Here is a 12,749-nt window from a genome sequence, read left to right as displayed (position 1 = left end):
CAAGTCCTCTCAAGCGGTTCTAAGCGCGCCTGCCAGTTGCACCGGCAAGGCATCGACGGCGGCACGGCAGGCGCGGCGGTCGCTGTTCAAAGGGATGTCGTAAGTGATGCGTGCGCCATAGGCGCCGGGGGCGTGCGGGTCGACGCGGACCTTGTCGAACACCAGCAAGCGGGTGCCGAGGCTGAAACCTTCGGACAGGTCATGGGTGACCATGAAGACCGTCAGTTGGGTCTCGCGCCACAGCTCCAGCAGCAAGGCGTGCATGTCCTTGCGGATGCCCGGATCGAGGGCGCCGAAAGGCTCGTCCAGCAGCAGCACCCGCGGTTTCATGATCAGCGCCTGGGCGATGGCAAGGCGTTGCTGCATGCCGCCGGACAGTTGCGCCGGGTACTTGTCCAGCGAATGACCGAGGCCGACTTTGTGCAGCAGCACCGAAGCCTGTTCGCGGGCAGCTTTTTTGGCACTGCCGAACAACCTGCCCAACAGCGCTGAACGCGGCAGTTCCAGGCCAAGGGCGACGTTGTCCAGCACGCTCAAGTGCGGGAACACCGAGTAGCGCTGGAACACTACGCCACGACTGGCATCGGGCTCGGCTGACAGTGGTTGACCGTCGAGGAGAATCACGCCGCGACTGGCTTTTTCCTGACCGAGCAACAACCGCAGGAAGGTCGATTTACCGCAACCGGAAGCGCCGACCAGGGTGCAGAACTCACCCTCGTTGACGCTCAGGTTCAGGCCTTCAAGCACCACCTGGTCGGCGTACTGCTGCCAGACATTTTTCACCGTGATGAAACTCATGCCCGCGCTCCTTCATACCAGGGGAATGCGCGCAGGGTCAGGCGCTTGAGCCCCCAATCCATCAGCCAGGCGAGCAGGGTGATCCACACCACGTAGGGCAAAATCACGTCCATCGCCAGGTAGCGGCGCACCAGGAATATCCGGTAGCCGAGACCGTCAGTGGAGGCGATGGCCTCGGCGGCAATCAGGAACAGCCACGCCGAACCCAGCATCAGGCGCAGCGAGATCAGCAGGCGTGGCAGCAACTGCGGCAGGACCACCCGCAACATCAGGGTCCAGGTCGATGCCCCGAGGGTCTGGGCCTTGATCAGCAGTTCCACGGGGATTTCCCGGGCGCGCTGTTCGAGGTCGCGGGCCAGGGCCGGGGTGATGCCGATCACGATCAGCATCACTTTCGACAATTCCCCCAGGCCGAAGACGATAAACAGGATTGGCAGGATCGCCAGCGGAGGCACCATCGAAAGCACGGTCAGTAACGGCGACAACGGCGCGCCAAACAATGGCAGGGTGCCCGCAGCGATGCCCAGGCACAGCCCGGCCAGCGCACTGATGCCCAGGCCGATGGCCAGGCGTCGCAGGCTCGCGGCGCTGTCCTGCCACAGCAGGTATTCGCCGGTGCGGCTGTCGGCAACGAAGGCCAGGCGCTTGACCGCGTCGCTCATTTGCAGGGCGCTGGGCAGCAGTTTGTCGTTGGGGTTGTCCGCCAGGCGCTCGGCCGAGCCCATGAAGTAGGCGAACAGCAGCAGGGCGAATGGCAGGATCACCAGCAGCAGGCGGCTCGAGCGATCCGGGTGGCGATTGATCAGGCGCATGGCCAAGTCCTCTGGTTACAACTTGGCGTCGGCGGCCATTTGCACGTAGCTGGGGTCGAAACGCAGCTTGAGGTTGCCCTTGTCGCCGCTGGTCACCCCATTGGCGAAGGCCATGCCGACCGCGCTGGTGTCCTTGGCGCCTTCACCGAGCAAGCCGTGCTGGAAGGAGAATTCCGCGACCTTGCGCATGGTTTCCGGCAGTTGCTTGCTGGTGCTGAACGCCAGGGCTTCCTGAGGAGTGGCGAACAATTTGGTGGTGTCCAGTTGCGCCTGGAAACCGGCCAGGTCGGTGCCCGAGGCTTTGGCCATGTGCTCCAGTGCGGCCTTGCCCGTGGCATTTTTCGCATTCATCAACTCGACCACTTCGAACCAGGCGCCGGTTAACGCCTTGCCCAAGGCGGGGTTGTCCTTGAGGGTCTGGGAGTTGACCACCATCATGTCCATGATCTCGCCGGGGATCTGGCTGGAATTGAACACCTCGGTCACCCCGGGCTTGGCCTTGATGTCCGAAAGCATCGGGTTCCAGGTGGTGACGGCGTTGACCTGATCAGTGTTGAAGGCGGCGGAGATGTCGGCGTCGGAGGTGTTGACCACTTTCAGGTCTTTCTCGGTGAGGTCCACCGAGTCCAGGGCCCTGGCCAGCAGGTAGTGCGACACCGAGAGCTCGACCAGGTTGACGTCCGCACCCTTGAGGTCGGCGACTTTCTTGCCTTCGCCCTTGAGCACGATGCCATCGTTGCCGTTGGAGAAGTCGCTGACGATCAGCGCGGTGCTGTCGACGCCGCCAGCGGCCGGAATGGTCAGCGCATCCATGTTGGTCATGGTGCAGCCATCGAACTGTCCGGCGGTGTACTGGTTGATCGATTCGACGTAGTCATTGAGCTGCACGACATCGATCTGGATGCCGTATTTCTTCGCCCACTTGTCGACGATGCCTTGGCTGCCTGCGTATTCCCAGGGCATCCAGCCGGCGTAGATCGTCCAGCAGACGCTGAAGTGGTCTTTTGGGGCGGCGTGGGACGAGACGCTCACGAGGGCTGCGAAGGCCGCGGCGAGGAGGACGGGTAAACGATGCTGGGACATGGTGGTTCTCCAGTTGATCAAGGGCGGACAGGAAGGCAGCGGCACCGCGAACGGTGGCTTGTCTCCCGGGCTTTTGTCCCGCCGTGTAACCTCAACTGGAGGTCGCCAACTCTCGGACCAGTCACTCGCGCTTGCGAGCCGGAACCCTAGTCAGCCATTGCAAATTGTGGTGCCGCGAACCTGTGATGACTCCTGCACGTCTCTGCTAAAGCGAGAGACGTGCCAAGTCGAGCGAAGCGCTCTGGCACGCGGGATTGGTCGATTGGTGATGTAGGCAGACAGTGTGTGTTTGCCTTGCAATGGTGCGCGACTGCACCGCAATGGGACGTGCCGGCCGCTGATCCGAAGGTTGCCGGGGCGTTGCACTTGGTCGGGGATAATGAGTCAAAACAGGTGTCAGCCGGCCTATACCGGTTGTGGGTCTTTCAGGAGGCCGCCATGTTTCGTCGATTGTTGCTCGGCTGCGTACTCGGCTTGGGCCTTGCCGGTTGTTATTACTATTCCGGTGGTTACGACGTCGCGTATCCCGCACCTTATTACTATCCCGGTTATTCGCCTTACTCCTACTACAGAGGCCCGCGTTTCTATGGGGGCTATCGCTATTACTATTGGGGTGGTCACGCGCCACGTTATTACGGCGGTGGATATCGTCATGGCCACCACTAGTCAGCGTGTGAATGGATGAAAAACCTTTCATCGGCGAGATGTTTCAACGTGTTGCGGGAGCGCACCGGATCGTCAATTCGATGTCTGATCTATCGACAGTCGCAGAATCTTTGACTGTCGCCTGCCAGCGTCGCTGGTATGGCTCACTCGCGGTCCAGGAGGCCGCCAATGTATCGACGAATTCTTCTGATTGCCGTGTTGGGTTTGTCACTGGGTGGATGCGTAGCTTATTCCGATGGAGGCGGTTACTACGGTTCAGAGGTCTACTCATCGCCGGCGCCCTATTACGCTGGCGGCAACTCCTACTACTCCAATGGCGGCGGTTACTACACGCCACCGCGCCGGTACTACGCGCCGCCTGCCCGGTATTACCAACCAACGCCGCGCTATTACCACCAGCCGCGGGTTTATCAACCGGCGCCGCGCTATTACCAGCCGGCTCCCCGTTACTATCAGTCCCGGCCGGACTACAGGGCGCATCAGAACCAGGGTTGGGACGGTCGCAACCGCGGCGGCTGGGACAATGATCATCGTCGCGGGCGAAACGACAATCACGATCGTCGAGGCGGCCGCAATGGGCGTGGCGATCACGACGGCCGGGGTAATCACCGCTAATCCGGTTGAAATCCATACCCTCCTGTAGGAGCGAGCATGCTCGCGATGGACGTCAACGATAACGCGTGCTTAAAGGTTAAACGCGTTGTCATGACGTTTTTCGCGAGCATGCTCGCTCCTCCAGAGTCATTTTTTTCAGTACTCTGACAGGTCCGCCAAGGGATGCCGACCTTCCCAGATTTTGTGAAAATGAGCCTCCACCACCGCCTCCGGCACATTGTTGACGTCCGGCCAATGCCAGCGAGGTTTCTGATCCTTGTCGATCAATCGCGCACGCACGCCCTCGCTGAATTCCGGATGGCGACAGCAGTTGAGGCTCAGGGTGTATTCCATCTCAAACACCTGCGCCAGAGACATATGCCGGGCACGTTTGATCTGCTCCCACACCAGATGCGCGGTCAGCGGCGAGCCTTCGCTCATGGTCTGCGCAGCGCGGTTGAGCAGCATGTCGGTGTGATCGAGCAGCGTGACAATGGCTTTCCAGGCACAACGCACATCACTGACGTCCAGCAATTCATCGATCTGTTCGCGGCGCGGCAACCACTGGGCCTCGGGCATTTGCGCAACGGCTTTCTGCTGCAAGGCCTTGAGCAGGCTGTTGAGCTGCATTGGCGTCTGTTCCTGCCAATTCAATTGCAGCAGGCCTTCGATCAGTTCCTGCTGCTGCTCGTCGAGCAGGAAACGGTCGGCCAGGTCCAGATCGATCGCGTCGCGACCGTTCATGTGGGCGCCGGTCAGGCCGAGGAACAAGCCGAGCTTGCCCGGCAGGCGAGACAGGAACCAACTGGCGCCCACGTCTGGATACAGGCCGATACTGATCTCCGGCATCGCCAATCGACTGCTCGGTGTGACAATGCGAATGCTTGCCCCCTGCAACAGGCCCATGCCACCGCCGAGCACATAGCCGTGGCCCCAGCAGATCAACGGTTTCGGATACGTGTGCAGGCTGAAGTCCAGGCGATATTCGGAGTTGAAAAAGTGCGCGGCCAGCGTCGGCACTTCGCCCGGATGGGCCCGGCAGGCCTCGACCAGGCTGCGCACTTCACCGCCTGCGCAGAAGGCCTTGATGCCGTTGCCGCGCAGCAGGACGCAAACGATTTGCGGTTCCTTGGCCCAGGCGTCCAACTTGTCGCGCATGGCATTGATCATCGGCAGGGACAGGGCGTTCAACGATTTTTCGGCATCCAGCGTGGCAATGCCAATGCGGGCGCCATCAGTGCCGGTGAGTTCTTCGAAGTGCAGATTCATCGTGACCTCGCTCGGGAATTTGAGGGTTAAGTATGATCGCTGTGTGGGAAAGTGCCGGATTGGTGTCAGATCAATTGACAAGCGTGACGGGCTTTCCTAGGGTGCGCCCCATTGCTTTTGCCGGATATAACCATGACTGCTGACGACCGTATCAAACTCGAACAGAGCTGGAAGGAGGCACTGCGTGCCGAATTCGACCAACCCTACATGGCAGAGTTGCGAAAATTCCTCCAGGACGAGCGCGCGGCGGGCAAGGAAATCTATCCGCCTGGCCCGATGATCTTCAACGCGCTCAATTCCACTCCGCTGGACAAGGTCAAGGTGGTCATTCTTGGCCAGGACCCCTATCACGGCCCCGGCCAGGCCCATGGCCTGTGCTTTTCGGTGCAGCCGGGCGTCCCGGCGCCGCCGTCGCTGGTCAATATCTACAAAGAGTTGAAGCGCGACCTGAACATCGACATCCCCAATCACGGCTATCTGCAAAGCTGGGCCGAGCAGGGCGTGTTGATGCTCAACACCACCATGACCGTGGAGCGTGCCAACGCCAATGCGCACAAGGACAAGGGCTGGCAGTTTTTCACCGACCGGATCATCGAAGTGGTCAGCCAGCAGCAGCCGCATCTGGTGTTCATGCTGTGGGGCGCCCATGCCCAGAGCAAACAGAAGTTGATCGATGCCACCAAGCACCTGGTGCTGACCTCGGTGCACCCGTCACCGCTGTCGGCCTATCGTGGCTTCCTCGGGTGCGGGCACTTCAGCCGGACCAACAAGTTTTTGGAGCAGAATGGCGAGACGCCGATCGAGTGGCGGTTGCCGCCAATTTGACGCGTTGAATGGTCGGGCCCCTTCGCGAGCAAGCCCGCTCCCACATTTGTTCCGTGTTATCCCTGTGGAATGCGATCAAATGTGGGAGCGGGCTTGCTCGCGAATGAGTCGACTCGGTCTGTCAGGTTGACTCAGACTGACGGTTCCAATACCTGAACAACGGCTCCGCCAGAAACAACACGAACAACAACCGCATCACCTGCATCGCCGTCACCAGCGGCACCGACAGTTGCAAGGTTTCGGCCGTCAGGCTCATCTCGGCAATGCCGCCGGGCATCATGCCCAGGGTCAGCGAGCGCAAATCCAGGTGGGTCAGCGCACTCAATCCCAGTGCAGCCGCCGTGGCGATCAGCATGGTCAGCAGCGTGCCGATCAACGTGCGCCCCATGAACGACGGCGCGCGACGGAAAAACTGCCGATTGAAGTGACAGCCCAGGCCGCTGCCAATCAGCCATTGGCCGATCTGGCTGCCGCCGTTGGGCAAGCCGATATGCAGGTCCCAGCCGATGCTGACCGCTGCGCTGACCAGCAAGGGCCCGAACAGCCATGGGTTGGGTTGCCGCAGGCTTTCCCAGATCCAGGCCGCCACCGCCCCCGCCGGAAACAATAGCGCCAGCCAGCGCCAATCGATGCTGCCGGCGTGGGACATCGGTGCGCCGTCCCCCAGCAGGTATTTGAACGCTGCCGGAACGCAAAGCACCACCACCAGTACCCGCAAACTCTGGCCCGCCGCCACCCGGCTGAGCACCGCGCCGTTGCGGGCACCGAGGTTGACCATCTCCCCGGAACCGCCGGGCATGCTGGAAAAAAACGCAGTGGCGCGATCTTCACCGGTGCGACGCATCAGCCAGACACCGACCACCGCCGAGAGGCTGGTGACCAGTGCACCGAAGAAGATCAGACCGAAATGACTCAGCACCTGCTCCATCACCACCGGGGTGAAGTGCAGGCCGATGCCGATACCGACGATCCACTGGCCGCACTTGCGGCCGCCAGGGATTTCCGCCAGTTGCCAGGGCGTCAGGCAGCGCACCAGGATGATCGCCAGCAACGAGCCGACCATCCACGGTAGCGGCCAGCCGACCTGGCTGGCGAGGAAACCGCCCAGCAGGCCGACCAGCGGTGTACCCCACCAGGCTTTGAACGGTGTTCGATCAGACATCGGCGATGGCGCGTTGCGCAGCCGAACGCTTACGCCAGATCCGCAGGATCGGCATCAACAGCATGATCGCTGTCAGGACCCAGCAACCGAAAGTGATCGGGCTCGACCAGAGGATTTCCAGCGCACCGTTGGAAATCGACAGGGCGCGGCGCAGGTTTTGCTCCATCAGGCCTCCGAGAATGAACCCCAGCAGCACCGGCGACAGCGGGAAGTCCAGCTTGCGCAGGATATAGCCGAAGATGCCGATGCCGATCATCAGGAACAGATCGAAAGTGGTGGCATGCACAGCGTAGACGCCGATCCCGGTAATGATCGCGATCACCGGCACCAGTGCCCAGTTCGGCACGGCGAGGATACGGGTGAAGATGCGGATCATCGGGATGTTGAGGATCACCAGCATGATGTTGGCAATGAACAGCGAGGCGATCAGGCCCCAGACGATGTCCGGTTGCTGCTGGAACAGCAGCGGGCCCGGGGTGATGTTGTACAGCGACAGGGCGCCGATCATCACCGCCGTGGTGCCTGAGCCTGGAACACCCAGGGTCAGCATCGGTACCAAAGCGCCGCACGCTGCGCCGCCGATGGCCGTTTCCGGAGCGGCCAGGCCGCGCATGTCGCCTTGGCCAAACGTACCCTTGGCCCCTGCGATGCGTTTTTCCGTCATGTAGGCCACGGCGCTGGCCAAGGTGGCACCGGCTCCCGGCAACACGCCCATGATGAAACCCAGAACGCCGCAACGGATGTTCACCACGAACACCGACGCCGCTTCCTTGAAGTTGAACATCATGCGCCCGGTGGCTTTCACCGCTTCCTGGCCGTGATGGGTTTTTTCCAGCAACAGAAGAATTTCACTGATGGAAAACAGGCCCAACACCAGCACCACGAACTGAATACCGTCGGTCAGGTGAATGTTGTCCCCGGTGAAGCGGTACACACCGCTGTTGGCGTCGATGCCGACCGTCGACAGGAAAAGTCCGATCAATGCTGCAATAAAGGTTTTCAACGGTCGGTCACCGGCCATGCCGCCCAGGCAAACGATCGCAAACACCATCAACACGAAGTATTCCGCCGGCCCGAAGGCAATCGCCCATTTCGCCAGCAGCGGGGCGAACAGCACCATGCCGCAGGTGGCGATGAAGGCGCCGATGAATGAACTCCACGCCGACAGCGACAGCGCCACGCCGGCCAGGCCTTTGCGCGCCATCGGATAGCCGTCGAGGGTGGTCATCACGGTGGAGGCTTCGCCCGGTATGTTCAGCAGGATCGAGCTGATCCGGCCGCCGTATTCACAACCCAGGTACACGGCCGCCAGCAGGATCAATGCCGATTCCGGCGGCAGGCCGAGGGCAAATGCGATGGGGATCAGCAATGCCACGCCATTGATCGGCCCCAGGCCCGGCAACAGGCCGACCACCGTACCGATCAACGTGCCGCAAAGGGCGGTTACCAGGTTGTACGGGCTCAGCGCGACGCCGAAGCCCTGACCCAAATAGCCAAGAGTATCCATATCAGTTCTCCAGAACGTCGAGCACGCCCAAGGGCAACGGTACGTCCATCAACTTGTCGAACAGCAGGTAAAGGCCGACGGCCATCAAGCTGATGATCACGATGCTGGGCAGCCAGCGGCCGCCATACAGGCGCGCCATCGGCACACCGATGAGGATGCTGGCAACGATGAAGCCAAGCGGTTCGAAGGTGCCGGCGAACACCAGCAGCAGCGCCACGCAGATGGCGATCTTGGTCAAGGTTTCGCGATCCAGCGGCGGCTCGTCATCACTGTGCTTGATCGGTGCGGGACGAAACACCATGTACAGCAGCGCCGAGCCCATCAGGCCGAGCATCAGCAACGGGAAGGCTCGAGGGCCCACCGGTTCGTAGGAAAAGGCCGCCTGATACGGCCAGGCCATCAGCGCCAGGCCGAGACAGGCCAGCAACAGCACCGAAGCAAAAATGCGTTGTAAGAGCATGGGGAACTCCTGGGTCACGGCGGCGCTAGCCCGCCGTGACCGCTAGACAGAGACGATCACTGGATCAGGCCGAACTCTTTGGCCAGCACTTTGTAGTCCGCTACCTGCTTCTTCACGTAGGTGTCCAGTTCCGGGCCGGTCATGGCGAACGGGAACAGTTCACGCTGATCGCGCAGCTTGGCGAACTCGGGTGAGGCCAGCAGTTTGTCGAAGGAGTCCTTCCACCAGGCATAGTCTTCATCGCTGACTTTTGGCCCCAGGTAGAAACCGCGAACCACTGGCCAGACGATGTCGTAGCCTTGTTCCTTGGCGGTCGGGATGTCTTTCATTTCCGGCTCGTCCAGGCGTTTCTCGGAGAACACCGCGAGCAGGCGCATGTCGCCGCTCTGGATGTGCGGCATGGAGTCGGAGATGTCGGTGCTGCCGACCTGGATGTGGCCGCCGAGCAAGGCAGTGGCGATTTCACCGCCGCCTTCGAGCGCCACGTAACGCAGGTCGCGCGGGTTGATCCCGGCGGCCTTGGCGATCAGGGCGGTCTGCATCCAGTCCTGGCTGCCGACGGTGCCGCCGGAACCGATCACCACTTTGCTCGGATCTTTCTTCAGCGCCTGGACCAGATCGTCCAGGGTCTTGTAGGGCGAATCGCTCTTCACGGCGATGGCGCCGTAGCTGGTGCCGACGGCGGCCAGCCAGCGCACGTTGGTTTCATCGAAGCGACCGAACTTGCCCTGGGCCAGGTTGAGCAGCGAACCGCTGGACCAGGCCACCAGCGTGCCGGCGTCCGCTGGGCGCTGGGCGACTACCGCGTTGTAAGCCACCGCGCCGACACCGCCAGGCATGTAGGTCACGCGCATTGGTTTGGTCAGCAGCTTTTCGTTGACCAGCGCGCTTTGCGCCAGTTTGCAGGTCAGGTCGAAACCGCCGCCGGGCGATGCCGGTGCGATGCATTCCGGGCGTTTGGGCTCGGCCATCAGTGGGCCGGCGAACAGCATGACGCTGGCGGCGAGGGCGAAACGGCGCAGTGATCGATTCATTGTTGTCTCCACAGGAGTTGTTGTTTTTTGGGATGTTTCAGATGCAGCGGTTTCGCTTCGCGCAGGCGTTGACGGCGCCGGCAAGCGAATACGAGGGGGTTCGAGAAAAGGGGCGGGACGGACAAATGTGGAACTGGGTGGACAGCATGGCGACGTACCTCGTTATTGTTCTTATTGGCGAAAACGCATCGAGGCGTTTTTCGGGAGCTACATTTCAAAGCACGATCGATGGCTGCGAGATAAACCATCCGTAGATCGACTCTAACGGTCCAACCTTTCGCTAACCTTTCATCGGGCTTTCACGGTTTTTCAGGCTTCACAGCGGCGGATGCCGCTGTAAACTCCGCGCCAAAGAATGGCGTCGACCATCCCTGAACGAGGTAATGATCCATGCGTGTCCTGCTCGTCGAAGACCATCTGCAGCTCGCTGAAAGTGTCGCTCAGGCGCTCAAGAGCACCGGCTTGACCGTGGATGTGCTACACGACGGCGTGGCGGCCGACCTGGCGCTGGGTAGCGAGGAATACGCCATGGCGATTCTCGACGTCGGCCTGCCGCGCATGGACGGTTTCGAAGTGCTGGCGCGCCTGCGTGCCCGGGGCAAGAACCTGCCGGTGCTGATGCTGACCGCCCGCAGCGACGTCAAGGACCGGGTCCATGGCCTGAACCTGGGGGCGGACGACTACCTGGCCAAGCCTTTCGAACTCACCGAACTCGAAGCCCGGGTCAAGGCTTTGTTGCGCCGCAGTGTGTTGGGTGGCGAGCGCCTGCAGCGCTGCGGTGTGCTGGCCTACGACCTGGAGACCCGGCGCTTTACCCTCGGTGAGGAACTGCTGACCCTGACCTCCCGCGAGCAGGCGGTTCTCGAAGCCCTGATCGCCCGTCCCGGCCGGGTGATGAGCAAGGAACAACTGGCGTCGCAGGTGTTCGGCCTGGACGAGGAAGCCAGCCCCGACGCCATCGAAATCTACGTACACCGCTTGCGCAAGAAGCTCGATGGCCACCCGGTGGCCATCGTGACTTTCCGCGGTCTTGGCTATTTGCTGGAAAGCCGTGATGCATAAGGCCAGCAGCCTGCGCTGGCGGTTGTTGTGGAACCTGGCGCTGTTGCTGGTGGTATTGATGCTGGCCAGCGGCTTGAGCGCTTACTGGAACGGTCGCGAAGCGGCCGACACGGCCTATGACCGCACGTTGCTGGCCTCGGCGCGAACCATCGCCGCTGGCCTGTCCGAGCGTGATGGCAGCCTCAGCCTGGACGTGCCTTACGTGGCCCTCGATACGTTCGCCTACGACAGTGCCGGGCGGATTTTCTACCTGGTCAACGACATCAACCAGAAGCTGATCTCCGGTTACGAAAATCTGCCACCACCACCACCCGGCACACCCCGCACCGATGATTACCCGGCGCTCGCGCGTTTTTACAACGCGACTTATCGGGGACAGAACGTGCGTGTGGTCAGTTTGCTCAAGGCGGTCAGCGAGCCAAACATGAACGGCATGGCGGAAATCCGCGTGGCGGAGACCGACGAGGCCCGCGTCAGCATGGCCCGCAGCCTGGCCGGCGATACCTTGCTGCGCCTGGGCATGCTGGCGGTCGGGGCCCTGATGATCGTGTGGTTTGCGGTCAGTGCGGCGCTGCGCCCGCTGGAGCGATTGCGCACCGCCGTGGAGGAACGTCAGCCGGATGACCTGCGGCCGCTGCCCCTGGTGGAAGTACAACGCGAGTTGTGGCCGCTGGTGCGTGCGCTCAACCATTTCACCGAACGCCTGCGCGGGCAGTTCGAGAAGCAGGCGCAATTCATCGCCGACGCCGCCCATGAATTGCGCACGCCGTTGGCGGCACTCAAGGCCCGGCTGGAATTGGGCTTGCGCTCGAACGAGCCGCAAACCTGGCGCAGCACGCTGGAAACCGCTGCCCAAGGCACTGATCGCCTGACCCACCTGGCCAATCAATTGCTCTCGCTGGCCCGGGTGGAAAACGGCGCCAGGGCGATTGCCGAGGGCGGCGCGCAGCTGCTCGACCTCAGTCAATTGGCCCGCGAGCTGGGCATGGCCATGGCGCCGCTGGCCCATAAACGCGGCGTGGCCCTGGCGCTGGAAGCTGACGAGCCGGTCTGGTTGCGCGGTGAACCGACCTTGTTGAATGAGCTGTTGAGCAATCTGGTGGACAACGCCCTGGCCCACACGCCACCGGGCGGCAACGTCATTTTGCGGGTCCTGGCGCCGGCGGTGCTGGAGGTCGAGGACGACGGGCCGGGCATTCCCCTTGATGAGCGCGATCGGGTGTTCGAGCGCTTTTACCGGCGCAATCAGCAAGTGGCCGGTTCAGGCTTGGGGTTGGCGATTGTTGGCGAAATCTGCCGGGCGCACCTGGCGCAAATCAGCCTGCATGATGGGGCGCGGGCGGGGTTGAAGGTGCGGGTGAGTTTTATGGCCGGGGATTGATGGTGTCTGGTCTGTCCCCTTTGCGAGCAAGCCCGCTCCCACATGGATTTGTGGTGCTGCATAGATCCCATGTGGGAGCGGGCTTGCTCGCGAATG

14 protein-coding genes and 1 riboswitch are annotated in these 12,749 nt (G+C 61.9%); of the genes, 6 read left to right on the top strand and 8 right to left on the bottom strand.

The annotated features are described in order from the left end of the window. Positions 1-9 precede the first annotated feature (9 nt). Genes CGA21_RS11375 through CGA21_RS11365 form a run of 3 tightly spaced genes read right to left on the bottom strand, consistent with a single transcriptional unit; the run spans position 10 to position 2,693 of the window. Entirely contained in the window at positions 10-798 is a 789-nt protein-coding gene (locus CGA21_RS11375; RefSeq protein ID WP_188264221.1) for an ABC transporter ATP-binding protein, read from the bottom strand. Next, positions 795-1,610, bottom strand: coding sequence for an ABC transporter permease (locus tag CGA21_RS11370; RefSeq protein WP_188264220.1), 816 nt, complete (start codon positions 1,608-1,610; stop codon positions 795-797). The genes CGA21_RS11375 and CGA21_RS11370 overlap by 4 nt, the downstream gene beginning before the upstream one ends. Positions 1,611-1,625: 15 nt before the next feature. Then, entirely contained in the window at positions 1,626-2,693 is a 1,068-nt protein-coding gene (locus CGA21_RS11365; protein ID WP_188264219.1) for a putative urea ABC transporter substrate-binding protein, read from the bottom strand. A gap of 60 nt (positions 2,694-2,753) precedes the next feature. Next, positions 2,754-2,854, bottom strand: a riboswitch (guanidine-I (ykkC/yxkD leader). 277 nt (positions 2,855-3,131) lie between these two features. On the opposite strand from CGA21_RS11365, the gene CGA21_RS11360 reads away from it, so the two are divergent. Beyond that, complete coding sequence (locus CGA21_RS11360) at positions 3,132-3,359, top strand: hypothetical protein (RefSeq protein ID WP_179055500.1); 228 nt, start codon at positions 3,132-3,134, stop codon at positions 3,357-3,359. A 168-nt stretch (positions 3,360-3,527) separates the two neighbouring features. Next, complete coding sequence (locus tag CGA21_RS11355; protein ID WP_033039019.1) at positions 3,528-3,974, top strand: hypothetical protein; 447 nt, start codon at positions 3,528-3,530, stop codon at positions 3,972-3,974. A gap of 135 nt (positions 3,975-4,109) precedes the next feature. Here CGA21_RS11355 and CGA21_RS11350 read toward each other — a convergent pair whose 3' ends face one another. Continuing rightward, on the bottom strand, positions 4,110-5,222 hold the full coding sequence (locus tag CGA21_RS11350; RefSeq protein WP_188264218.1) for an enoyl-CoA hydratase/isomerase family protein: 1,113 nt from the start codon (positions 5,220-5,222) through the stop codon (positions 4,110-4,112). 132 nt (positions 5,223-5,354) lie between these two features. Here CGA21_RS11350 and ung point away from each other — a divergent pair, with 132 nt between their 5' ends. Beyond that, on the top strand, positions 5,355-6,047 hold the full coding sequence (ung, locus tag CGA21_RS11345; RefSeq protein WP_188264217.1) for a uracil-DNA glycosylase: 693 nt from the start codon (positions 5,355-5,357) through the stop codon (positions 6,045-6,047). A 121-nt stretch (positions 6,048-6,168) separates the two neighbouring features. Here ung and CGA21_RS11340 read toward each other — a convergent pair whose 3' ends face one another. The 4 genes from CGA21_RS11340 to CGA21_RS11325 are packed head-to-tail and all read right to left on the bottom strand — an operon-like array spanning position 6,169 to position 10,210. Further along, on the bottom strand, positions 6,169-7,209 hold the full coding sequence (locus CGA21_RS11340) for an AbrB family transcriptional regulator (RefSeq protein ID WP_110749040.1): 1,041 nt from the start codon (positions 7,207-7,209) through the stop codon (positions 6,169-6,171). Beyond that, on the bottom strand, positions 7,202-8,716 hold the full coding sequence (locus tag CGA21_RS11335; protein ID WP_033039007.1) for a tripartite tricarboxylate transporter permease: 1,515 nt from the start codon (positions 8,714-8,716) through the stop codon (positions 7,202-7,204). The genes CGA21_RS11340 and CGA21_RS11335 overlap by 8 nt, the downstream gene beginning before the upstream one ends. 1 nt (position 8,717) lies before the next feature. Then, entirely contained in the window at positions 8,718-9,176 is a 459-nt protein-coding gene (locus tag CGA21_RS11330; RefSeq protein WP_110749042.1) for a tripartite tricarboxylate transporter TctB family protein, read from the bottom strand. Between the two features lie 56 nt (positions 9,177-9,232). Beyond that, positions 9,233-10,210: a Bug family tripartite tricarboxylate transporter substrate binding protein gene (locus CGA21_RS11325; protein ID WP_110749044.1), complete on the bottom strand. Its 978-nt coding sequence runs from the start codon at positions 10,208-10,210 to the stop codon at positions 9,233-9,235. On the opposite strand from CGA21_RS11325, the gene CGA21_RS11320 reads away from it, so the two are divergent. From CGA21_RS11320 to CGA21_RS11310, 3 genes are all read left to right on the top strand, one after another. After that, positions 10,198-10,464, top strand: a complete 267-nt coding sequence (locus tag CGA21_RS11320) for a hypothetical protein (protein WP_188264216.1) — start codon at positions 10,198-10,200, stop codon at positions 10,462-10,464. The genes CGA21_RS11325 and CGA21_RS11320 overlap by 13 nt on opposite strands. Before the next feature lie 136 nt (positions 10,465-10,600). After that, a complete protein-coding gene (locus CGA21_RS11315) occupies positions 10,601-11,272 on the top strand; it encodes a response regulator (RefSeq protein ID WP_008055965.1) in 672 nt (223 codons plus the stop codon). Continuing rightward, on the top strand, positions 11,265-12,653 hold the full coding sequence (locus CGA21_RS11310) for a sensor histidine kinase (RefSeq protein WP_188264215.1): 1,389 nt from the start codon (positions 11,265-11,267) through the stop codon (positions 12,651-12,653). Before CGA21_RS11315 ends, CGA21_RS11310 begins: the two co-directional genes overlap by 8 nt. Positions 12,654-12,749: the final 96 nt, after the last annotated feature.

The sequence above is a fragment of the Pseudomonas sp. PSB11 genome (assembly GCF_014596605.1).
In the GTDB taxonomy this organism is placed as follows: Bacteria; Pseudomonadota; Gammaproteobacteria; order Pseudomonadales; family Pseudomonadaceae; genus Aquipseudomonas; species Aquipseudomonas umsongensis.
The sequence above is the reverse complement of the archived record's forward strand: the minus strand, read 5'-3'. Positions and strand labels throughout refer to the sequence as shown.